Origin of the sequence: Flavobacterium sp. 90, from assembly GCF_004339525.1 — a bacterium.
GTDB lineage: Bacteria > Bacteroidota > Bacteroidia > Flavobacteriales > Flavobacteriaceae > Flavobacterium.
Window position 1 is genome coordinate 2,039,044 of the sequence record NZ_SMGE01000001.1, and the last position, 22,035, is coordinate 2,061,078.

Annotated in this window: 19 protein-coding genes and 2 tRNA genes; 14 read left to right on the top strand and 7 right to left on the bottom strand. The window is 32.5% G+C overall.

Features of this window, described 5'->3' with window-relative positions; genetic code table 11:
- Positions 1-22: 22 nt before the first annotated feature.
- The 5 genes from C8C83_RS08205 to C8C83_RS08225 all read right to left on the bottom strand — a co-directional run bounded on the left by C8C83_RS08205 (position 23) and on the right by C8C83_RS08225 (position 8,302).
- Positions 23-1,372, bottom strand: coding sequence for a DUF5689 domain-containing protein (locus C8C83_RS08205; RefSeq protein WP_121327691.1), 1,350 nt, complete (start codon positions 1,370-1,372; stop codon positions 23-25).
- Between the two features lie 22 nt (positions 1,373-1,394).
- On the bottom strand, positions 1,395-4,232 hold the full coding sequence (locus tag C8C83_RS08210) for a carboxypeptidase-like regulatory domain-containing protein (protein ID WP_121327693.1): 2,838 nt from the start codon (positions 4,230-4,232) through the stop codon (positions 1,395-1,397).
- 250 nt (positions 4,233-4,482) lie between these two features.
- A complete protein-coding gene (locus C8C83_RS08215) occupies positions 4,483-5,703 on the bottom strand; it encodes an MFS transporter (RefSeq protein WP_121327695.1) in 1,221 nt (406 codons plus the stop codon).
- Positions 5,704-6,008: 305 nt separating this feature from the next.
- Positions 6,009-7,049 (bottom strand): Gfo/Idh/MocA family oxidoreductase, encoded by a 1,041-nt coding sequence (locus C8C83_RS08220; protein ID WP_121329992.1) that lies wholly within the window; start codon positions 7,047-7,049, stop codon positions 6,009-6,011.
- Between the two features lie 182 nt (positions 7,050-7,231).
- Positions 7,232-8,302 (bottom strand): NADH:flavin oxidoreductase/NADH oxidase, encoded by a 1,071-nt coding sequence (locus C8C83_RS08225; protein WP_121327697.1) that lies wholly within the window; start codon positions 8,300-8,302, stop codon positions 7,232-7,234.
- 200 nt (positions 8,303-8,502) lie between these two features.
- Here C8C83_RS08225 and rseP point away from each other — a divergent pair, with 200 nt between their 5' ends.
- The 4 genes from rseP (at position 8,503) to C8C83_RS08245 (ending at position 10,467) form a co-directional block, all read left to right on the top strand.
- The gene (gene rseP / locus C8C83_RS08230) at positions 8,503-9,843 is read left to right on the top strand and encodes an RIP metalloprotease RseP (protein ID WP_121327699.1); all 1,341 of its coding nucleotides are present in this window, start codon (positions 8,503-8,505) and stop codon (positions 9,841-9,843) included.
- 86 nt (positions 9,844-9,929) lie between these two features.
- Positions 9,930-10,003: transfer RNA gene (locus C8C83_RS08235), tRNA-Asn, on the top strand.
- 39 nt (positions 10,004-10,042) lie between these two features.
- A tRNA-Asn gene (locus C8C83_RS08240) sits at positions 10,043-10,116 on the top strand.
- Between the two features lie 60 nt (positions 10,117-10,176).
- Entirely contained in the window at positions 10,177-10,467 is a 291-nt protein-coding gene (locus C8C83_RS08245) for a GIY-YIG nuclease family protein (protein ID WP_121327701.1), read from the top strand.
- 722 nt (positions 10,468-11,189) lie between these two features.
- Here C8C83_RS08245 and C8C83_RS08250 read toward each other — a convergent pair.
- Positions 11,190-12,965, bottom strand: coding sequence for an O-antigen ligase family protein (locus C8C83_RS08250; protein WP_121327703.1), 1,776 nt, complete (start codon positions 12,963-12,965; stop codon positions 11,190-11,192).
- A 110-nt stretch (positions 12,966-13,075) separates the two neighbouring features.
- Between C8C83_RS08250 and C8C83_RS08255 the strand changes: the two genes are divergently transcribed.
- The 9 genes from C8C83_RS08255 to C8C83_RS08295 all read left to right on the top strand — a co-directional run bounded on the left by C8C83_RS08255 (position 13,076) and on the right by C8C83_RS08295 (position 20,497).
- Positions 13,076-14,608, top strand: coding sequence for a transglutaminase-like domain-containing protein (locus C8C83_RS08255; RefSeq protein ID WP_121327705.1), 1,533 nt, complete (start codon positions 13,076-13,078; stop codon positions 14,606-14,608).
- 38 nt (positions 14,609-14,646) lie between these two features.
- Positions 14,647-15,300, top strand: coding sequence for a hypothetical protein (locus C8C83_RS08260; RefSeq protein WP_121327707.1), 654 nt, complete (start codon positions 14,647-14,649; stop codon positions 15,298-15,300).
- Positions 15,301-15,363: 63 nt separating this feature from the next.
- The gene (locus tag C8C83_RS08265) at positions 15,364-16,824 is read left to right on the top strand and encodes a T9SS type A sorting domain-containing protein (protein ID WP_121327709.1); all 1,461 of its coding nucleotides are present in this window, start codon (positions 15,364-15,366) and stop codon (positions 16,822-16,824) included.
- A 3-nt stretch (positions 16,825-16,827) separates the two neighbouring features.
- Positions 16,828-18,270, top strand: a complete 1,443-nt coding sequence (locus tag C8C83_RS08270; RefSeq protein ID WP_121327711.1) for a hypothetical protein — start codon at positions 16,828-16,830, stop codon at positions 18,268-18,270.
- Positions 18,251-18,712, top strand: coding sequence for a hypothetical protein (locus tag C8C83_RS08275; RefSeq protein WP_121327713.1), 462 nt, complete (start codon positions 18,251-18,253; stop codon positions 18,710-18,712). Before C8C83_RS08270 ends, C8C83_RS08275 begins: the two co-directional genes overlap by 20 nt.
- Before the next feature lie 63 nt (positions 18,713-18,775).
- Entirely contained in the window at positions 18,776-19,189 is a 414-nt protein-coding gene (locus tag C8C83_RS08280; protein ID WP_121327715.1) for a hypothetical protein, read from the top strand.
- A gap of 11 nt (positions 19,190-19,200) precedes the next feature.
- Positions 19,201-19,620: a hypothetical protein gene (locus C8C83_RS08285; RefSeq protein ID WP_132011719.1), complete on the top strand. Its 420-nt coding sequence runs from the start codon at positions 19,201-19,203 to the stop codon at positions 19,618-19,620.
- 5 nt (positions 19,621-19,625) lie between these two features.
- Positions 19,626-20,048 (top strand): hypothetical protein, encoded by a 423-nt coding sequence (locus tag C8C83_RS08290; protein WP_121327719.1) that lies wholly within the window; start codon positions 19,626-19,628, stop codon positions 20,046-20,048.
- Between the two features lie 29 nt (positions 20,049-20,077).
- A complete protein-coding gene (locus C8C83_RS08295; protein ID WP_121327721.1) occupies positions 20,078-20,497 on the top strand; it encodes a hypothetical protein in 420 nt (139 codons plus the stop codon).
- A 62-nt stretch (positions 20,498-20,559) separates the two neighbouring features.
- Here the strand turns inward: C8C83_RS08295 and C8C83_RS08300 are convergent, their stop codons facing one another.
- Entirely contained in the window at positions 20,560-21,255 is a 696-nt protein-coding gene (locus tag C8C83_RS08300; RefSeq protein WP_132011720.1) for a hypothetical protein, read from the bottom strand.
- A gap of 276 nt (positions 21,256-21,531) precedes the next feature.
- Between C8C83_RS08300 and C8C83_RS08305 the strand changes: the two genes are divergently transcribed.
- Positions 21,532-21,924 (top strand): helix-turn-helix transcriptional regulator, encoded by a 393-nt coding sequence (locus C8C83_RS08305; RefSeq protein WP_121327725.1) that lies wholly within the window; start codon positions 21,532-21,534, stop codon positions 21,922-21,924.
- Positions 21,925-22,035: the final 111 nt, after the last annotated feature.

Here is a 22,035-nt window from a genome sequence, read left to right on the forward strand (position 1 = left end):
ATATTTTTAAAGAAAACACAACCTACTTTTCGCCAAAAATTCTAACGTCATCGACCATAAAAGCACCATTAAGCGTTTTATCTTTACCAGATCCTATATACTTAAATGCAATATGAATATTTCCTGAATACGAAGACAAATCGATTCCTCCCGAACTTATAAATTGTCGGGATGGCGTTGACAATGAAGCAAAATTAGCCTCTAGCTTTGTCCAATTTGCTTTAGTAATACTTGATCCATTAAAGTCTGTTGACACATAAACTTCTAAAGAATTCAATGGAGAATCAACTTTTAAATCATGTTGTGCACTTCTAAAAGAGAATACCACATTTTTGTAATCGCCTAAGTTGATTTTTGGAGTTACGAGCCATGCAACATTTTCGGCCGCTGTTGTACTTGTTGTATTAAACTCTGCATATCCGTTTCCGGCATAGAGCATACTTTTCCATAATTTTGAAGCTTTTTGCACAATATTACTCCAACCCGGTAACGCAAAATTCACATTGTTTTTTACTGATTGAAAATCTTCATCAAAAAACGGAATATTCCTTTTTCCGTTCATTTCTACATCCTTTTCTGACCTAATCATCAATTGATAATCAGATCCAAATTTTGTCAATATCCCTCTGACTTTTCCACTTCCTTCAGGTACAAAATGATCTGCAAAACTGGCGTAACCACTTGTTCTGAATATAATTTGATTGCCCGTTTTATCTCGAAGATTCCAATTTGTAGAACCTCCAACATTATTTGATTCTTCAAAATAATGGCGTCCAATTGCCGCTTCCGTAAATTGCACATTTGTTAATTCTATTAATGTGTTGAGTTTACTTTCGTTTAATGCTTCTTCAATAGAAACCGATTGAACTAATTCGCTTTCATCAATAATTGTACAGGAAGCATTTAATACATTTTTATAATCATTTTGTGAAACTCTGCCAATTGTTGGATCTCCTGCATTACTTACATACAAACTTCCAATGCGTAAACCTTCAAAATACAGATCTGTAAACTGATTTTTAAGTTTTATGTAAACTTTATTTCCAATACGAAAATCAATATAGGAGTTTGAAACATCTACAGGAATACTGAATCCTATTGCCGGTGTTTTGTCCGTTGCCAAAGTTTGAAATGAGATTGTTTTGAAAAAATTTCCTTCTTCATCACTTGACACTACATATGCCTCAATTATATCATTATAACTGTATTGTTTAGGAACTGAACCTGAAAGATCCTTCACTTTTTGAACGGTTTGATTTACGGTCAAATCAGGCTGTGTACATGCTAATTTTGGAATTTCAACTTCGTTATTACAACTATAAAAAAAGACGAGTACGAATGCTAAAAAAGGAGATAAGAATCTATTTTTCATTAGAAATATGTTTTTTAAATTTTTATAAACTGATACTCAGATTCAAGAAATAAGTTCGTCCGTATCCGTAAAAATATTTAGGCCCAAATGATGGTGTTCCGCTAGATACATCTTGATTAAGCGCTCTAAAATTAGCATTTCGCGCTTGCTCAAAACCGCCTGTTTTATAGGTTAAATCCAGAACATTATTTATACTTGCAAAAAGACCAATGTATTTTCGGGAGATTCGCCACGACTTGCCTCCGGAAACATTTAAGAGTATCATTGGATCAAATTTTTCTTGTTTTAGTAATGTAAGTGCTCGTTCTTCTGTCGCTTCGGGAAAAACCAAACCACTTATTGAATTCTTATAAAACCTTGCTGTTCTGGCAATAGGCGAAACATCGATATAACTTTCTGCCATATAATTAATATTTGATGCCAACCACCAATATTTTGGATCTCTATATTCCAATCCAAATGAATAGGCTTGCTGTGGCATCCCAGATTGTTTGTAATTTTTAAGATAAGATTCTCCAAAATCAAAAGTTGCCTGACTATCTCCTTTGGCTACATTTGCATCATTTGTTATTGAAACATTTGGATTGCTATTATATGTGTAATTTCCATAAGCAGCAGATAAAGTCGTTTTTAATGTTAACGAAATTTGATATTCAAAACTCAGTTCAAGCCCAATATTTTTCTTGTCTAAATGGGTTAAGGTCTGGCTGACAAAAGCATCTGTACTATTGTAACTTGCGCCTCTGTCAAAAATTCCTTCGGCATAAAAAAAGGAAGTTTTGGTTGTGTTTTTTATCAAAGTATAATATCCTGTAAATCGCATTTTAAGCTTGGGCGAATGATAGACATAATTCGCTTCGGCACTGCTGATATTTTCATTTTCTATTCCGTCAACAATTGAATTATTTAAACGTGAATTCGAAAATGTATTCCGAAGTGATGGCGCTCTTGTAAGATGCATTCCGTTAAAAAACAACCATTGTTTTCCTGAAATTTTATAGGTTAGCCCTCCTTTAAAACCAAAATTTTCAAAACTCACTTTTTCACTTTTACCTAAAGAAGTTGTTGGATAAATTCCGTTTTGATACAATCCTTCTCTTTGATAATTTGAAAGAGAATACGATTGCCCTAAATAAAAATCAATCTTATTATAGGTAAATTTAAATTGCGTAAAAGCATCAATTGTAGTTGCTATAAAATTATAATTATAGCCATAAATATCGCCCTCTTTAACTTGACGATTCGGGTTCTGCAAATCTGATTGGGCTGCATTTCCGCTATAAAAAGCATCTATATCTTCAAAATATTGTCCTCCAAGTAAATCTAAAAGATATTGAAACTGATGTGATTTCAAATTTCTAAACGTAACTCCGCCATCAAAAGAGGTATTTTCTGAAAGTTGTATGTTTAAATTTGAATTTGCCGCAATTGTATTATCGTCGGTTCGATCTTCGTACAAAACATAATGACTCTTTGAAGCTTCATAACCTGTAATCTCTCCATTAGAATTTACAATTGTTTTTTGATTTGCCCGATACATTGCTTCCCAATCTAATTGAGGATTTTCAAGAAACGACAGTTTACTTTTCTCGGCATTTTCGTAATCCGGCGTAAATTCTCCTGAAAATTCTCCATTATCTTTTGCATAAAGAGAACTATAATAACTAGGTAATTTTCGATAATAAGTAGGATCTGGACTGTTTGCGTTTTGATAATCTATAGTACTGTTTCCTACTTTTCCAAACTGATACATTACGCTCGAATTCAGATTTGTTTTTTCATTTATCTTAAAATAATGATTGAGCATAAACAATGGTTCTTCGACTTTCTTAATTCTGGCGTTTCGTTTTTCATCATTCTGAAATCCCCAATATGAATTGTATTTATCGTTCGTTAATTGTGTAACTTCATTTGTATTTGCCGAGTTTTTTGCGCGAGAACTTGGGGTATAAAATCCGGTAAAATTCAAAGATTGTCTCTTATTTAATTTCTTTTCTGCACTAATGAAAAAGGATTCGGCATCAAAATTTGTTCCTTCAAAATAGCCTTCGCCAGACCATCGTTTTCCTGCCGAAATCGCAAATGCCCAACCGGAAGCATTCATTCCTGAAGCATAAGTTGCGATTCCACGTAAGTTATAGGATGTATTACTTCCCGAAAAAGTAAGTTGTGTGCCTTTTCGATACATTGAAGCTCGGGTAAATATTTGCTGTGTTCCCAAAATACCTCCAAATGTATAGTTTGAAGCTGCTGCTCCAACAGAAAATTCCTGATTTCTAAGTACATTATTTAAACCACCCCAATTGCTCCACTGTGGTCTTCCGTCATAGATTTTGTTCATTATCATGCCGTTTAGCATCATGGTTCCGTTTTCGCTGTCTAAACCACGAACTCTAAATCGGGCTTGACCCCAATTGAATGCTGACGCCTGCATGAAAGCATCTTTTGATGATTGCAATAAACCGGAAGTCATTTCTGATGAACTGCTATCGTCTGATAAATCACTTTCTAACAAAGAAATTAAAGCCGCCGGTGTTTCGTCTGAAAAACGATCTTCTAGTTGAAGGATTCCTAAATTTACTTGTTGTCCAAAGTTTGACTGGACTTTTAAAAGCAAATCTTTATAGCCCTGACTGTGCAGCAAAAGCAATTGTTCGCCTGTTTTTGCAGAATGTAATTCAAACTTTCCGCTTTTGTTTGTGAGTTGTGTTATTGCTGAATTTTGAATACTTACGACAACATTTTCTAGAGGATTTTGTGTTTTCGAATCCAGTACTATTCCAAAGAAAGTAGTTTCCTGTTGTGCAAAAGCAACCTTAAAAGACAATAAAATAAAAAGTAACACGTATTTTTTTTCCATGAAAATCCCCCAACTTATTTTGATAAATAGTTTTCAGATTAAAATTGCTTTGGTTCTCAAAACAGTCTAATCTTTAAATTAAAAAATAAAATTGGTCTCTGGAAAAGAGTTGTAGGAATTTCAAATCAAGAAAATAAATATTGATTCGAGGTCAAATGTAGTTAAAAATTAACAAGAAATTACCTTATTAATTATTTTTGCTAAAAAAGAAATCTATTGCTTTGATCTACAACTTTTAACGAAAAGAATATTATTCTGAAGTTCTAATTTTAGATACCATAAAGGCAATCAAAACACCAAAAATTCCAATAAAAGCAAAAGAAAATTGAAGTCCAAAAGTTTCAGCAATATGACCAATAACTGGAGGCCCCATTAAGAAACCAAGGAAACTTACACTCGAAACTATGGTTAAAGCTTCACCTGGAGGAACTGTTGGATTTTTTCCTGCCATGCTATAAACCGTTGGTACAATTGTCGCAACACCCAAACCAACTGCCATAAAAGCAATCGTACAAGGAATAATATAAGGAAGAAAAACGGCTGTAAAAAGTCCTGCCGAGATCATGATTCCGCTAATTTGCATCACGCGTTCACGTCCAAATTTATTGATTAGTCCATCTCCTAAAAATCTTCCGCTTGCCATCATAATCATGAATGAAGTATATCCTAAAATCACTAATGGTCCAGGCGCTTTTACGATATCTTTAAAGTAAACTCCGCTCCAGTCAAACATTACGCCTTCGCTTGCCATGCTGCAAAAACCAATTACACCAAGCCAAATTAAAGCACTATCAGGTTTTGCAAATAGTTTTTTCTTTTCAGAGGTTTTGTGCTTAATTTTTTCTTTGGCTTTGACCAAAAATTTAAAATTGAATGCAACCATTAAAAAAACAACTCCTCCAACAATCATAAAATGATGCAATGGCGTGAGGTTTAAAGCTAACATTCCTAAACCGACTAAAGCTCCCGTAAATCCGGCAAAACTCCACATTCCGTGAAACGATGACATGATGGTTTTTCTAAAAAGAACTTCGGTATAAACGCCTTGTGTGTTTACAGCGATATTGGCTAGATTTCCAAATAATCCAAATAAAAACAAACCCAGCGATAATTGTAAGGCTGAAGTTGCCAAACCTAAATTTGCCAGACACAAAACATACATTATTAAGGAGAAAACTAAAATGCGATGACTTCCGAATTTGGTTACCATTTTTCCTGAAAAAGGCATGATTATCAATTGTCCCATTGGAAGCGCAAAAAGTATCGATCCTAAATCTCCTTCGGTTAAATGCAAAGCTGTTTTTATATCCGGAATTCTACTTGCCCAGGTTGCAAAACTTAAACCCATTCCAAAATAAAACATCCCAACTGCAAAACGAATTCGGTTTAAATAAGAAGCTTTTGCCTCTCTATAGACTTTCTTGATTTTTCCCTTGGTTTGGAATAATGATAATGGATTGAAATTGATCAAAGTGAATGCATTTTAAATTTAATAACAAAAGTACTAAAAACCAATTTTACAGACTAGAAAACCCAACTAGTTCGTGAATTTATAACGTTGTATGTTTATAAATTTCTTTAAAAGGGGCAAAGGTTCATAGATGCAAAGGGACAAAGGTTATTTTTGAGGAACTAAGGTTCTGAGGTACTAAGGAGCTAAGGTTTTCTATCTTTACGCATAAAAAAAGACGCACTGCTGTGCGTCTCTACGATATAATTTAAGATATATATTAAACGAAATCCGCGTCAATCCGTTTAATCCGCGGGCAATTTTATTTACAAATTAATTACTTTTTGCTGCGCATTACTTGCGATTGCAGCTTCGATGATTTGCATCACTTTTACTCCGTCTTGTGCCGTAACTGGTTCAACTTTCTTGTTTGTAATTGAATCGTAAACGCCATCAAAAAACGAGAAATAATTTCCCTGAAGCGTTGGAATTTTTTCTCTGATTTCTTTTCCGTCTATTTCTGTGTGCAATAATCCTTGTAAGGTTTCAGATTCTGTTCCCCATGATTCTAAGTTTGGCTTTTTACCGAGTTTTAATTCGTCTTCCTGAACATCACCACGAGGTTTTAAGAACGAACCTTTTTTTCCGTGAATTGTATATGCAGGATTTGCTTCTCTAACAAAGAAACCTGCTTTTAGTCGTACTCTGAAGTTTTCGTAAATCAACAATAAATCAATCCAATCGTCTACTAAAGAATTTTCTCTTGTATAACGAATATCTCCAAAAACTGATTTTGGTGAACCAAATAAACAAACTGCCTGATCGATTAAATGCGGACCTAAATCTTTCAGGATTCCGGCGCCGTCATTTGCGGTTTCTTTGTGTGCTTTTGCGCTCAATAAAGGATTATATCTATCGAAATGAAATTCGGCTTCGACCAAATCTCCTAAAACTCCTTCTTTTATTATTTTCTGAACGGTTTTGAAATCACTATCCCATCTTCTGTTTTGAAAAACGGCTAATTTTAAACCTTTTTCTTTTGCGATTGCGGCTAATTCCTCAGCTTCGGCAACTGTTGTGGTAAATGCTTTTTCGACAACGGCATGTTTTCCTGCTAATAATACTTTTTTAGCATATTCGAAATGTGTTCCAACTGGCGTATTTACAATTACCAAATCAACATCGTCTGCCAATAAATCATCTATTGAAGGATAACTTTTTACGCTTGGATAATCTTCCTGAATTAGTTTTTTGCTTCTTTCCCAAGAACCTAATAATTCAAATCCCGGATGAATATTTAAAAACGGAGCGTGAAAAACTTTCCCCGACATTCCGTATGATAATAGTGCTGTTTTTATTTTTTGCATTTTGTCTTTTATTTGTTTTGCCACAGATTATTTTGATTAAAATGATTTAAAAAAATGTTGCCACGAATTTCACTAATTTCCACGAATTATTACAAGTTTTAAACGCATCGATTTGTGCTAATTTGTGAAATTCGTGGCAAAAAAATCTTTTTTAATCTGTGCAATCTGTGGCAATAAGTCATTTAAATCTTAGCGCGTTCATATTGTTTTGGCCATTGAATATCGTCGTTTAATTCTTTAGCAAAATCTAACGGTAAGTTTGGATTTCTTAGCGATTCTCTGGCGAACAAAACCAAATCGGCCTGATCCTTTTTTAAAATTTCTTCGGCTTGTTTGGCTTCGGTAATTAAACCAACTGCGCCTGTCAGGATATTTGCTTCTTTCTTGATTTTCGCTGCAAAATTAACCTGATAACCCGGACCAACCGGAATTTTTTGATACGAAACTAATCCGCCTGACGAAACATCAATCAAGTCTACTCCTTTTTCTTTTAATATTTTAGAAAGTTGTACAGATTCTTCTGGATTCCAACCGTTTTCTGCCCAATCTGTTGCCGAAATTCTAACGAATAAAGGCAAATTTGATGGCCATTCGGTTTGAACTGCTTCCAGAATTTCTAAGGTAAAACGGATTCGGTTCTCGAAACTTCCACCGTATTCATCCGTTCTCGTATTTGTTAATGGTGATAAAAACTGGTGTAATAAATAACCGTGTGCACCGTGAATTTCTAACACTTTATAACCCGCTTCTACAACTCTTTTGGTCGCAGCTTTGAAATCTGAAATTATTTTTTGGATTCCGTTTTTGTCTAAAGCTTCAGGAAGAAACGGTTCGTCATCATGATATGGAATCGCGCTTGCCGAAACTGTCTGCCATCCACCTTGAGCGAAATCTAATTTTTTATTGCCTTCCCAAGGTGCAGAAACACTTGCTTTTCGACCTGCGTGCGCCAACTGAATTCCAGGAATTGCATTTTGTGAAACGATAAATTCGTTTATTGTTTTTAGTTTTTCGATATGTTCGTCTTTCCAAATTCCAAGATCTGAAGGTGAAATTCTAGCTTCGGGAGAAACTGCCGTTGCTTCCTGAATGATTAATCCAACGCCACCGCTGGCACGACTGCCAAGATGAACTAAATGCCAATTGTTTGCAAATCCGTCGATTGCCGAATATTGACACATAGGCGAAATAACTATTCTGTTTTTTAATGTAATGTCTTTTATCTTAAGTGGAGAAAATAATAATGAAGCCATAATTGTAACTTTTAATGGTTTTGTACTACCTATAAGGAATGATAGTCTTTAAAAAAGTAAAGTTAAAGCTTCTTAATAAAAGGAGAATTCTAAATGTTTATTAATTAACAAACATTTAAAACCTTAAGTATTATATTGCACTATCAAATTAAAATAGAAACGTTACTTTTGTGCGTTAAATTACGAACTAAAAATACAAAATGGATATAGTTATCAAACTCTCTCAATTTCTATTGAGTTTATCTTTACTTATTATTCTTCACGAATTAGGACATTTTATTCCTGCTAAATTATTTAAAACAAGAGTCGAAAAATTCTACTTATTTTTTGATGTTAAATATTCTCTATTAAAAAAGAAAATTGGCGAAACTGAATACGGAATCGGATGGTTGCCACTTGGAGGTTACGTAAAAATCTCCGGAATGATCGACGAAAGTATGGACAAAGAACAAATGGCTTTGCCTCCGCAACCGTGGGAATTTCGTTCTAAACCGGCTTGGCAGCGTTTGATCATCATGTTAGGTGGTGTTACGGTAAACTTTATATTGGCATTCATTATATATATAGGAATGGCATTTGCTTATGGCGATACTTATATTGCAAATTCTGATTTGAAAGATGGTGTTTTCGTTGAAAATCCTGCGATGCTTAAAGCAGGTTTTAAAACTGGAGATAAACTTGTATCTATCGACGGAAAAAAAGTTGAGAATTATGACAATAGTTTAAACATGAATATTATCATGGCTAAACAAGTCCTGATTGAAAGAAACGGTCAACAACAAACCATCGCAATACCAAATGATTTTGTTGATCAATTATCTAAACAAGAAAAAGGTTTGTTGGTTAGTATTCGTGTACCTTTTGCAATTGGAAAAGTTGATGATACATCTCCTAATCAAAATTTGAAAGCTAAAGATTTGATTCTTTCTCTTAACGGAGAAAAAGTAAAATATTTTGACGAAGCAAAAGCAATCTTAGCTAATAATAAAGGAAAAACAATTCCTGCAGTTGTTTTGCGTGATTTAAAAGAAACAACAATTACGCTTAAAGTTACTCCAGAAGGAACGTTAGGTGTATATGCTGGTGGTTTAGACATGAAATCATTAGAAAAACTGGGGTATTATAAAATCAGCACTAAAAACTATAGCTTCTTTGAATCAATTCCGGTTGGACTAGAAAAAGGTAAAGATCAATTAGTAGGTTACGGAAAACAGCTTAAAATGATTTTTAATCCTGAAACTAAAGCTTACAAACAAGTTGGTGGTTTTGCGGCGATTTTTAACATTTTTCCAAGTTCTTGGAGTTGGGAAACATTCTGGTCAATCACGGCTTTATTGTCAATTATGCTTGGAGTTATGAATTTATTGCCAATTCCGGCACTTGATGGTGGTCATGTTATGTTTTTACTATACGAAATAATTAGCGGCAGAAAACCGAGTGATAAATTCCTTGAAAATGCACAAATGGTTGGTTTCGTTTTACTTATCGCACTCCTTTTGTTTGCTAACGGGAACGATATTTATAAAGCAATTATGAAGTAGAAAAAAATATTAATAAAAAGTGCAAAAATGTTTTTGAGAATCTAAAAAAAGATCTATATTTGCACTCGCTAAAAAGAACAACAACTTCCTCCTTAGCTCAGTTGGTTAGAGCATCTGACTGTTAATCAGAGGGTCCTTGGTTCGAGCCCAAGAGGGGGAGCAACTTTTTTTTAGCAAACATATTTACCTTTAAGGTGATTCCTCCTTAGCTCAGTTGGTTAGAGCATCTGACTGTTAATCAGAGGGTCCTTGGTTCGAGCCCAAGAGGGGGAGCTTATTAAATACCACTTACAATTGTAAGTGGTATTTTTTTTTGCACAAAATTTAGTTTCTATGAATATTGTTTACATTCTTCATTCCGATAAACTTAACCGATTTTATATTGGATTCACTTCTAATTTTGATACGAGATTGGAATTTCATAAAAATGCCGAATCTCATAAATTCACATCAAACGCCGATGATTGGACATTATTTCTCAAAATAGCTTGCGAATGCAAAACCGAAGCACTATTAATTGAGAAGCACATTAAAAAAATGAAAAGCAAAACTTATATCGAAAATCTAATTAAATACCCCGATATAATTTTAAAACTAAAAAATAAATATAACCAAAACTGTTAATCAGAGCCCCGATAGCTATCGGGGTTGGTTCGAGCCCAAGAGGGGGAGCTTATTAAATACCACTTACAATTGTAAGTGGTATTTTTTTGCACTAATGTGAAATAAAACTGTTAGTCAGAGCCCCGATAGCGGATCAATACAGAAATCTGTGGAGCTATAAAAATTAAGGATGAATTTAACCGCAAAGTGCGCAAAGATTTTTTGCCTGGGGTTATGCATATTAAACGCAAAGTTCGCAAAGCTATATTGATATAGCTTTGCGAACTTTACGTTTTTATAAAACCTTGTAAATAAAAAACCTTTGCGTGCTTTGCGGTAAAATACGCAAGGCAAGATTAACGGATCATGTTCAAAAGTTGGGGATTATGCAAAAAGATTAGATAATCTGAACAAGAAAAAATGGATCAATACAAAAATCTGTGGAGCTATAAAAATTAAGGATGAATTTAACCGCAAAGTGCGCAAAGATTTTTTGCCTGGGATTACGCATATTAAACGCAAAGTTCGCAAAGCTTTATCAATATAGCTTTGCGAACTTTACGTTTTTATAAAACCTTGTAAATAAAAAACCTTTGCGTGCTTTGCGGTAAAATACGCAAGACAACATTAACGGTAAAGCTTTGCCAACTTTGTATTTTTATAAAATCCTATATGTATAAAAAAACTTTGTTCCCGATAACTATTGGGATTGCGGTTAAAATAATTAGTCAACACAAAATATTTTATGTTTCTCCACAGGTTTTTATGTTGATCCAAGAAGGAGAGCTTAATAAATAACGTTTTGCTTCTTTCTTATATTCATCAACTTTATCAGATGCCTTTTTTACAGGCAAATTAATAATTTCGAAAGCCATATCTTCAGCCTTTCCTATCTGATTAGTTTTAACAAATAACCTAAACAAGTTTATACGAGCATCGTATCTAAAGGGCTCAACGTTCCTATTATATCGATAGATTTGTTCAGCTTTCTTATAGTTTCCTTGTTTTTCATAGAATCCAGCTAAAATCTTCCCTAAACTTGGTTTACCTGACTGCTCAAAACCTTTGGATAAATATTCAATACCTTCTTTTCCTAATTTATTCTTTAACAAGATTCCGCCGGTCATAAATAACTCTTCTCCATTAGCATCGATTTTTGAGACATAACTTTCAATCTTTTCTAAACTTACAAAATGCCTTCTTCGATCATAAAGACTAAGCAATTTTTGTTCAGCAGTTATTCGTAAAAACATAATTACTAATGTTGATACCAATGTCATTACAATTACTACTTGAAAAAAAATATGTTTTTTGAAAACACATATCACTCGAACATTGCTTAAATTAATAATAACTACAGCACAGTAACAGCCTACCACCATAAACAAGGGTATCGACAATATATTATTTGTTAAGGCTGATATTAAAAGACAAACCACAATCGAACCACAAATTTGGGCTTCTTTACTCTGAATAGAATAAATACCTAAAACCACAATAAAAAGGATAAATATCGAAAACCATACGATACCAAATTCAAAAGTTAATTCTAAAAAATCATTGTTAGGACTATAGATATAACTCGCGTTTTTTATATCACTCCAAGATCTTTCCGTTTCAAAATAGTGCGCTTTTTCTAAGTTGTAATGCAATGAAAAAGAGTCAACCCCATATCCTGATAAAGGACGTTTCTCAATTTGTTCTATTGATTGCTTTAAAATAAATAATCTCCCTGAAGCCGACTCGGATTTTGATGAATTAGTTTTCCAAATTATTAAAAACAAGGTCAACAATACAATAAAACTATTCAAAGCTACTTTCCATTTGAAATGATTTTTTGCTTTTTGTTTTATATTATATAAATAGAATAAAAGAGCAATACCTAACCCTAAATAAGCACCACGACACTCAGACAAATACAAACCAAAAAGCAAAATAAAGAGCCCAATATAAAAGACAATACTAATACTCTTCTTCTTTTTTACTTTTCTAAGTATTTCTATCGTACTCAAAAAACCAATTGCAAGATAAATTCCTAACTGATTTGGCGAAAAGAACAATCCGGTCGAACTAAAATACTCATTTGGAGATTGAAGAACATTTATACTTTGCAAAATAGCTACAACAACATTCAAAATAGCTGTTATACTTATAAACCAAAGTATATTATCTAAGTTTTTACATATAATATCTTTAGTATTTAATTCTTGTCTTAATAGAACATATAAAATCAGATAGCCAAAATAATACCAGACTTTTATATTATAAATTGTTGCGTTTGATATATAAAATAAATTCCAAAAACCTATGGCAACCAGGATTAACACAAGTACATCAAAGTAATTTAATACATATTTATGCTTTGCTTTCTTTACAAGAAAGAACAAACTCCCAATTACCAGTATAATTAACCAATAAATAAATTTTCCTTTAGAAAAAGGCAAACTATCAAGTCTACATCGAATGAATGTCAAAATGAAAACAATAATTAAATACAAGCTTATTTTTTGAAATTTCATTTTACAATAATTTTAAACCAACCGATTATCGACTAAAAAACAAATTTAACATTTTATAATAGTTTTTCTTACTTTTTTAATATAAAATTGTAATACTTAACTTATATAAAATGATTAAGATATTTACATACTGCTTTTTATTGGTCTCCCAAACACTTTTATCGCAATCGATTTCGCTTTTTGATGCGAATAAAAATAATCTGGAAAAAATAGTTTTAGATCATTATAAATCTGATCCTGAAAAAACAAAGGCTGCGCAATTTTTAATATCAAATATGGATATCCATTACAGCGAAAATTATAAATGGGTAGATAAGAATGATAAAAAAATCAGCTTTAATGAATTTGATTATCCAAATATGGAAATTGCCGTAAAGGCTTTTCAAAAATTACAGGACAGTATTAAAGTCTCTCCAAAACTTTATAAAACAAAAGACATTGATATCGTAACTCCAGAGTTTTTAATTAAAAATATTGATTTGGCCTTTAGTGTATGGAAAAACAATTTATGGTCTAAGTCATATGATTTTAAAACATTTTGCGAATACATTTTACCCTATCGCAGTTTGACAGAACCATTAGAAGACTGGCGTGAAAATTTCGCTTTTTTGTCTTCTGACGCAATTAATACCGTAATCAACAAGCAAGATCCTGTAGATGTTGCTACTCAAACGATTTTAACGCTTAAAAATTTTAGATTTTTAAATAGCCGTCCGGATCCTATTTCTTATTTAAGCCCCAAACAACTACTTTTTAGAAGACAAGGAGATTGCGGAGATCTGGCAAATTTAACTTTACTTGCTTGTCGATCGATGGGATTGGCTGTAACTTTTGATTTTACTCCTTATTACGCAGCTTCTTCTAAAAGACATTTTTGGGACACTATAATTGATGAAAATGGCAAACACATTCCGTTTAACGGAAATTGTTTTGGCAATCCTCAAGGTCTCCCCAATGCATACAATGCTACAGAAAAACGTCTTGCCAAAGTTTTTAGGAAAACCTATTCTGTTCAGCAAAATACTTTGGCTGTTTTAAAAGACAGCTTATCAATACCTGAAGGTTTTCTAAGAGAAAAAAATATCCTGGATGTAACCTCAGAATATGTTCCTGTTGGAAAAATAATTTATCCTTTCCCAATTACAAACAAAGAAACAATAAGCTTTCTTAATGTTTTTAATCTGGGAAAATGGAAGGCTACCGACTGGGGGAAAAAGTCAGGAACCAATATGGAATACCTGAATCTGGGAACCAACATTGTATATCTGCCAAGCTTATATAAGCCTGATACTAAAAAAATGAACTATGCTCCTTACCCAATCCTTTTAAATATTGATAAAAAACAACAAGTATTACGCCCAGATTATTCTAAGACTTTTTCATACAACATAACCCGGGATAAAACAAAAAAAGCACCCAATCTTGATTTTAATTCATTTGAAGTTTTCGAAAATGAAGTCTTTAATCTTTATGTATGGGACAATGGCTGGAGAAAAATTGAAGAAGCTAAAGCTCAAAGTGATTTCATACGATTTTCTAAGATCCCGGATAACGGATTGTTCTGGGTTTTATGCTCGAAAAGCAATGGTTATGAGCGCATTTTCGTCATTAATAGTCATACGAAACAAATAGAATGGTATTAATTACATCACAAAACATAACATAATTTAAATTCTAAAACATGAAAAAACACACTTATAAAATCTTCCTTTTTTTTGTTTTCACAACTGGAGTTCTCGCTCAAAAAAATGAAAGTACAAAAGACAATTTAACAGAATCTTCTACACAACAAAATTTTTATAAAAGTGCTAAAATAGCTGGTTTGTCAGAAGCAAAAATCAATGAACTTCTTAAAATAATTGATCAAAGAAATGAGGTTTTAAAATATCTCGACACAAAAAAGAAAGAAGCTAATGCTCCTTATAGTATTCAGGATCCTGGAACGCTTTATAATTTCAAAATTAATAATGCCCGAAATTATTATGCCCGAAAAATCAATACTTCATTGACCTATAAAGAATATTGTGCATTTGCAGAAAACGATTATGCTTACGAGGCGGCAGAAAATGCAAAAATTGAGTACCAGCAACTCATACAATACAATAGCAATCTGGATGAAAATCAGAAAAAAAAATTAAGAGATCTCATATACAATTTCCATATCAATCATCTTTTGACCTCTGGTTATTACAATTATGATAAAACAATACAAAAACCAAAATTGGGAATCCTAAGATTCAATTTTGAAAAAGATTTTAAAAAAATGTGCAAAGAATATAATATAAAAACTTCTGGCGGAGGGGAAGGCAATACAAATGGTTTCCAATGGAATTAACAGAATTAAATGCCACACAGAAAATGAACAGTAACTTATTATTAGCCAAAATTAATTATTATCATGAAAAAAATCTATACCCTTATTCTTTTGTTTACAGCTCTGGGAGCTGTAGCACAAATAGATTGCGAAGTCAGGCTGGCAGAGGCTAAACAAATTTTAGACAGTAATAAACTTTACAAAAATTACAGTCAGTTATTTCAGGATATTTCGAACTGTGCAGCCTCAGGAGATCCTATGGCTCAAAACTATATAGGCCTCATGTATGTACATGGTCTGGGCACAGAAAAAGATGAATCCAAAGGTTTTGCTCTTATAGAACAAGCAGCAAAAAGTGGTTACGCTACTGCACAATATAATCTTGGAAATTTGTATCAGGATGGAAGAGGCTGTACTCTTAATATGAATACCGCAATCGAATGGTACCAAAAAGCAGTCGATAAAAAGAACTCCCGTGCAGCATACATGTTGGGTTACATGTACATGAAAGGTTTTGGTGTGCCACAAAATTATAATTTGGCAATAGAATGGTATAAAAAAAGCGATTATGCTATGGCAAAACACTGGTTAGGAGTTTGCTATTATTTAGGTTTTGGCGTACCTCAGGATACTGACAAAGCGCTCGAATATCTATATGGAAACACTACACCCAATAGTATCGCTTTTTTAAGAAATCTAAAAATAGAAAAACGCGATCAGGTTTTAAATCAGACTCAAAATGCCATAAACGAAAGTAGTAAAAGTGATAAAAAAATTGATCCTGAATTAATTGCTCAAAGTAGAGAAATAGTGGTTTTAGAAGAATCTCTAAACCAAAATATTAAAACCAAAAACATTCTTGGAGAATGGACAGGGCGTTTTATCGAATATGACTGGTCAGGAACTACGCCACAACGCATTTTGCCAATTGATATTAGTTTTAGCAAAAATGAAAAAGGCGACTTACAAACCAAGATAAATTTTGAAGGAAAAACTTTTGAGGATATCGTACTGTTCAAGGAAAACTCGCTTTTTTTTAATGACTTTAAATTTACGCTGGACCAATTATATCCGCATGATTTTAAAAATGACAAAATCGATTATGCCGTTTTAGGAATGAATCTTAGTCAGAAAAACTACAATAATACACCATATCTTTTGATAGATGTAGAAAGTTTTATTGCTTATTGGCGAGAACCGGGAACACCAATTTCACTTGTATTGCGACCAAAAAATACAGTAACTTCTAAAGAAGATGAAGCTTTGTTTTTGTCTTTGGCTTCGCAAAAAACAGAGTTTATTAAAGTATATCCTGTGCCGTTTAATGAGCAATTGTACGTTGCTTTTGAATTAAAAGAGCCAGCCAAAATTAAGCTTACCCTCACAAGCGTTGCAACAGCACAAACGATGCAAGTAGCACACACCAGCCTTGAAGAAGGAACACAATCTTTTACTGTAAATACAAGCCACTTGCCCAATGGTTTTTATGCTGTACAAGTGCAGGAAAATGAAAAATCGCATACGAGAATAATTGTAAAACAATAAGCCATGAAAAATATATTAAGAATTAACAGCAAATTGTTTTTACTGTTTGTCCTGTTATTGGGCAGCATAACAACAAAGGCGCAAACTGGCGAATCTGGTGAAGATCCTTTTGATTTTAATGGAATGAATGACTTAAATAATGTAGATGTCTATGCCTCAGCCGGAGATTCTAATGACAATTATGCTTCTGAATTTTGGTATCGTGATTATGATATCCCTGCGAACAGCAATCCTGACTATTATAACAATGGTGTTACTAAGTCCGGAGGAAATTCTGGAGGAAATTCAGGAGAAGGCTCAGGTAATGGAGCAAATGCTCCAAAAGTTTCTGTAATAGTACTGACAAAACCAGTTGCACCAGGACAAGAACATTCGCAGGCAGTGAAAGTTTTAAAAGATCAAAATAGACCTGATGTTTTTATTTCACAAATATTAGTCAAGGGTATGGTAATAGGAACGGTGACTTTTTCGAATCCTAAAAAAGAGAATGGCAGAGAAATTTATACTAAAATGACGGTCTATGCATATGCTACTTCTCCACTTACGATAACAAGTATAACATCAAATCCCAACGGAGATAAAGATTATTCAAACACGTCACCTGGCATAAAGGAGTATAATATTGAACAGGTTGTACATGCTGATATTCTTTTTACCGATAAGACTATGACAATAGAGGTTCATATACCTACCAGTGAAGACGAAGATATGGTAATAAGGGGAAATGCGATACCTATAGATACGCCGCAATCTTATGAAGAAGCATTAAATTCAGTAAGCGATGGCGATTATCGTATTACCAATGGCGTTGTTAAAATAAGAAACGATCAGGGAGTTTATACATTAATTGCAGAAGTAAATGTAAATTCGCCCACAATTTTACAAAAAGTAAAAAAATTAGCCGCGATTATAACAAAAAGTCTCGGAGGCGACGAAAAAGAAACTTTGATAAATGTAGAAAAAGGAAAAGACTTATCGTCTGAAACTCCCGCATGGGCTAGAAAGATAAATTCGGTAAGGAATACCATTTTTCTTAATAGCAATGGTGGATTTAGTTCATTTTTGAATAATATTAATAACTTTAAAAGCATTATAAAACATGAAATGTTTCATGTTGAAAATAATAGACTAAACATTGCATCTAACTTATCAAATCATGCAGATGTATATGTTAAGGCAGTAAATGATTATACCTTTAGTGTAACAACAGATGAGTTTAAATCCGGTATTGCTGGGTCTTTTGCTAACTATTTATTAAACTTAGCACAAAATCCTAAGATCTCACTCAGTGAAATATTAACAAAAATTGACTCCTTTAATAAAAATAAAGCGGGAGTGCAAATTTTAAAACCAGCTGGTGTAATTACAAAAGCGACCTTAACTTTACGAGTACAATATAAAAATACAATATCTGATCCAATATCTTATGAGAAAATCATTGAATAAAACCAAGATTATAATTACACTTTTAGTTGTACTATGTATATCATGTAGCAAAAAAAGTAAAATCGAGTCGATATTTATAGCCGATAAAAATGAATATTGGGAATATCAAGACTATTGTTGGGATACTAAAGATATTTATTTCCAATTTAGAGAAAATGGTACTCAAGACAAATACTTATTATATATAGATGATGGGTTTAGTCTATTTAATACTGACAGGGGCGGTGGAAGCGAAAGAAGAGATTGGTTAATTAAAAATGATTCTACTCTTGTATTTGATTATTCAGAATATAAAATTGAAAAAATAAATAATCAAGAAATTTTACTATCATACTATCATCCAAAAATAAAAGATAAAAAATGTTTTATAAAACTATCAAAATGGGTTGATGGACCAGATGGACCTAGACCACTAAATGGTCCTTACAAACCTGAAAAATAAACGTTGTACAGATAAAAGCACAGTGAAAGCTGTGCTTTTTAATATTATTAAATTAAAAAATATATGAAAAACATATTAAAGTTTGTCATCGTTTTATTTGCTTGTTATAATGCTTATGGACAACAATTAGTACAAACTATCAGCGATGTTTATAAATTAAAAGAAAACAAAGATCAATTTATCAACAAACCTTTAAAAGATTTACTCAAAGAGATAAAACCTCCGATAAAAACTGCACATGTATTTAATGATGACTACCCTCTTTTCATCTTTAAATTTACTACAATAGAGCAACAAAGAAAAGATGAAGGTTCTATTTCAGATCGTATTTCCCTTTTTGTCTATGTAAAAAATCCTATTCCTTGGAATTGGAGTGGAAGAGCCAAAGGATCTGAATTGAATTGGACCGTAGATGATAAATTAAAGTTCTCCGATTTTATTGTGACAAATATTAGCATTGTTTACCCAAAAGATTAAATAAATCATCTATGAAAAACACACTAAAATTTATCATCATTCTTCTATCTCTTTGCTATAATACTTATGGACAGCAAATGGTACAGAAAACAGATGATGTTTACAGATTAGAAGACAATAAAGATCAATTTATTAACAAACCCTTAAAAGACTTATTAAAACAGATAAAACCCGAAATCAAAACAGCTAATCCTCTTAAAAGTGAAGTAAGTTTCGTCTTTGGTTTTAGATGGACAACTTTAGTGCAACAAAGAAAAAGAGAAGGCTCAATTGCAGATCGTGTAACATTATTAGTTTACGTGAAACAGTTTATTCAATGGAATTGGAATGAAAAAACTATAGGAAACGAAATAGCTTGGACACAACAAGACCTTAATAAATACGGTGACTTAATTGTAATTGACATCGAAGTTGTATATCCAAAACAATAATAACTATGAAAACAATCATTCTAAAAATTTTCGCGGTACTATATTTTATACTCCAACCAAATATCTATTCACAACAATTAGTACAAACCATCAACGATGTTTACAGATTAAAAAATAATGAAGAGCAATTTATTAATAAACCCTTAAAAGATTTATTAAAAGAATTAAAGCCAGAAATAAAAACTGTGTTTGTAATGAGTGATAACAACTTTTTTTATTTTAAATTTTTGCCATTAGCTCAATTAAAAAAGAATGAAGGAACTCTAGAAGATCGTGTTTCACTTTTTGTATACATAAAGGGAGGCTTTGAATGGAATTGGGGGAAAAGACCTAAAGGCAGTGAAACTATTTGGACTAAAGAAGACCTTCAGAAATACGGAAATTTAATTGTACGTAAAATAGGAGTTGTACCTGCAGGTAACGAATAAAACAATAATCCTTTTTGAATTAATAAAACATGAAAAACATTCTAAAAATTTTCGCAGTCCTATATTTTATACTGCAACCAAATATCTATTCACAACAATTAGTACAAACCATCAACGATGTTTATAAATTAAAAGACAATGAACATCTCTTTATAAATAAACCGTTAAATGTTCTGCTTAAAGAAATAAAGCCGGAAATACGAACCGGATCAATAATTAATACTGATTATACTTATGCTTTCTGTTTTAGGTTTACAACCATAACAGAGCAAAAAAATAAAGAAGGTGAAATTTCAGATCGTGTATCAATTATAGTCTATGTAAATAAATTTATACCCTGGCAATGGGCACAAAGATCAAAAGGGAAACAAATAATGTGGACTCGAGATGATGAACAAGAATATGGAGATCTCGTTGTTATTCATATTGACGTCGTTCCTGCTAGCTAAGAGTAACAAAAAAGACTATCAAACGATAGTCTTTTTTGTTCTATAGAATAAAATTTAAAATTTTACTTCTTAGCAACCTGATTTGCCAGGTTTTTACTTTCGAACAATATCATCATCTCATTTGCTTTTTCGGGTTGGTTGCTTTCTTTTAAGGATTGTGCATATCTGTAATAGTATATGGAATCTAAATCTGTAGATTGATCCAATAGCTGTGCATAATATTTGGCAGCGGTTTCCATGTCATTGTCAAAATAAGATTTGTCTGCTACTTTTCTAAGCATATCCAAAGATTTGTAACCCTTATCTATGATTTTCTCATAAGTATTTACGACATTGATATTAACAAATTTCTCTTTTTTTGAAGGAGCCAAAACCTCAACTTTAACCGGTTTAAGAATTTTGGCCGTACTATCAACAAAGGGTTTTGAACTCAAACCTACCTCAACTGTTTTTACTTTTGGTTTTTTGTATATTGGAGTTACTGTTCTGGTGTTGTTTGGACCAAGATCATAGGTATTAACCATGTCTAGTTTTGATACTTCGTATCTGGTTACTCTTCTTCCAAAGGTCATATTGATTGTTTCTTCGACACAATAAGACTCTATAACAAGATCATTACCATCTGAGGTATTATCGGGCTGCAAATGTGCATTTCCTGTTGCTGCAATGACAGGAGCGCTCTTGGAACTGCGCTGAGCAAAACAGTTAAAAGAAAACACGCATACAAGTACGGTAAATAGTAGAGTATTAGTTTTCATGATGACTTTATTTAGTTGTTTGCAACAATAAAGGTACTTCATGTTCGCTTCTTTACTTTATTATCCCTGTGAATGACTTTAAAAGTCGTTTAAGTGCTTGTTTTCTTTAAGTTAAAACTATTATTAAAGCTTTCAATAATAGATTCAATTGTTATCTATACGAAAAATCGTATTTTTGTTTGATGCACTGTAAACATTAAAAAATGTATCACACAGCAGCAAATCTGTAATTTACTATAAACATAAATTCTCAAGAATTTTAAATATCTTTGAAACATGGGCACACTAACAAAACCAAATCATATAGGGCGAAAAATTAGCCGTATTCGTGAACTTCGTGATATGAAACAGGAAGCATTGGCACAAGCTTTAGGAACAAACCAACAAGCTATTTCGGCTATTGAAAACAGCGAAACAATAGATGAGGAAAAACTGAAAGCAATTGCCGAAGTTTTAGGCGTGTCTGTTGAAGGAATTAAGAATTTCTCTGAAGAAGCAGTTTTAAATGTTATTGGAAATACTTACCAAGATAATGGAATTGTTAATGCTGGACTTAATTATAATTGCAGTTTCAATCCTCTTGATAAAGTTGTTGAACTTTATGAGCGTTTAGTTTTGGCTGAAAAAGAGAAAGTGGAGTATTTGGAGAAGTTGTTGAAAGGGAAGTAATATTCTATAAAGAAATATATAGTTACAAAGTTCGAATCTAAGAGCCTATTAAAAAAGACCATTGTGAAAATGGTCTTTTTTAATTTTATACTAAAATTATATTTATCAAAT

What these genes read in the sequence shown, in the direction of transcription:
- C8C83_RS08265 (WP_121327709.1), top strand. Translation starts at nt 15,364, where the DNA reads ATGAAAAAAATCTATACCCTTATTCTTTTGTTTACAGCTCTGGGAGCT.
- C8C83_RS08285 (WP_132011719.1), top strand. Translation starts at nt 19,201, where the DNA reads ATGAAAAACACACTAAAATTTATCATCATTCTTCTATCTCTTTGCTAT.
- C8C83_RS08255 (WP_121327705.1), top strand. Translation starts at nt 13,076, where the DNA reads ATGATTAAGATATTTACATACTGCTTTTTATTGGTCTCCCAAACACTT.
- C8C83_RS08295 (WP_121327721.1), top strand. Translation starts at nt 20,078, where the DNA reads ATGAAAAACATTCTAAAAATTTTCGCAGTCCTATATTTTATACTGCAA.
- C8C83_RS08210 (WP_121327693.1), bottom strand. Translation starts at nt 4,232, where the DNA reads ATGGAAAAAAAATACGTGTTACTTTTTATTTTATTGTCTTTTAAGGTT.
- C8C83_RS08300 (WP_132011720.1), bottom strand. Translation starts at nt 21,255, where the DNA reads ATGAAAACTAATACTCTACTATTTACCGTACTTGTATGCGTGTTTTCT.
- C8C83_RS08205 (WP_121327691.1), bottom strand. Translation starts at nt 1,372, where the DNA reads ATGAAAAATAGATTCTTATCTCCTTTTTTAGCATTCGTACTCGTCTTT.
- rseP (WP_121327699.1), top strand. Translation starts at nt 8,503, where the DNA reads ATGGATATAGTTATCAAACTCTCTCAATTTCTATTGAGTTTATCTTTA.
- C8C83_RS08270 (WP_121327711.1), top strand. Translation starts at nt 16,828, where the DNA reads ATGAAAAATATATTAAGAATTAACAGCAAATTGTTTTTACTGTTTGTC.
- C8C83_RS08220 (WP_121329992.1), bottom strand. Translation starts at nt 7,049, where the DNA reads ATGCAAAAAATAAAAACAGCACTATTATCATACGGAATGTCGGGGAAA.
- C8C83_RS08225 (WP_121327697.1), bottom strand. Translation starts at nt 8,302, where the DNA reads ATGGCTTCATTATTATTTTCTCCACTTAAGATAAAAGACATTACATTA.
- C8C83_RS08305 (WP_121327725.1), top strand. Translation starts at nt 21,532, where the DNA reads ATGGGCACACTAACAAAACCAAATCATATAGGGCGAAAAATTAGCCGT.
- C8C83_RS08245 (WP_121327701.1), top strand. Translation starts at nt 10,177, where the DNA reads ATGAATATTGTTTACATTCTTCATTCCGATAAACTTAACCGATTTTAT.
- C8C83_RS08280 (WP_121327715.1), top strand. Translation starts at nt 18,776, where the DNA reads ATGAAAAACATATTAAAGTTTGTCATCGTTTTATTTGCTTGTTATAAT.
- C8C83_RS08275 (WP_121327713.1), top strand. Translation starts at nt 18,251, where the DNA reads ATGAGAAAATCATTGAATAAAACCAAGATTATAATTACACTTTTAGTT.
- C8C83_RS08290 (WP_121327719.1), top strand. Translation starts at nt 19,626, where the DNA reads ATGAAAACAATCATTCTAAAAATTTTCGCGGTACTATATTTTATACTC.
- C8C83_RS08260 (WP_121327707.1), top strand. Translation starts at nt 14,647, where the DNA reads ATGAAAAAACACACTTATAAAATCTTCCTTTTTTTTGTTTTCACAACT.
- C8C83_RS08250 (WP_121327703.1), bottom strand. Translation starts at nt 12,965, where the DNA reads ATGAAATTTCAAAAAATAAGCTTGTATTTAATTATTGTTTTCATTTTG.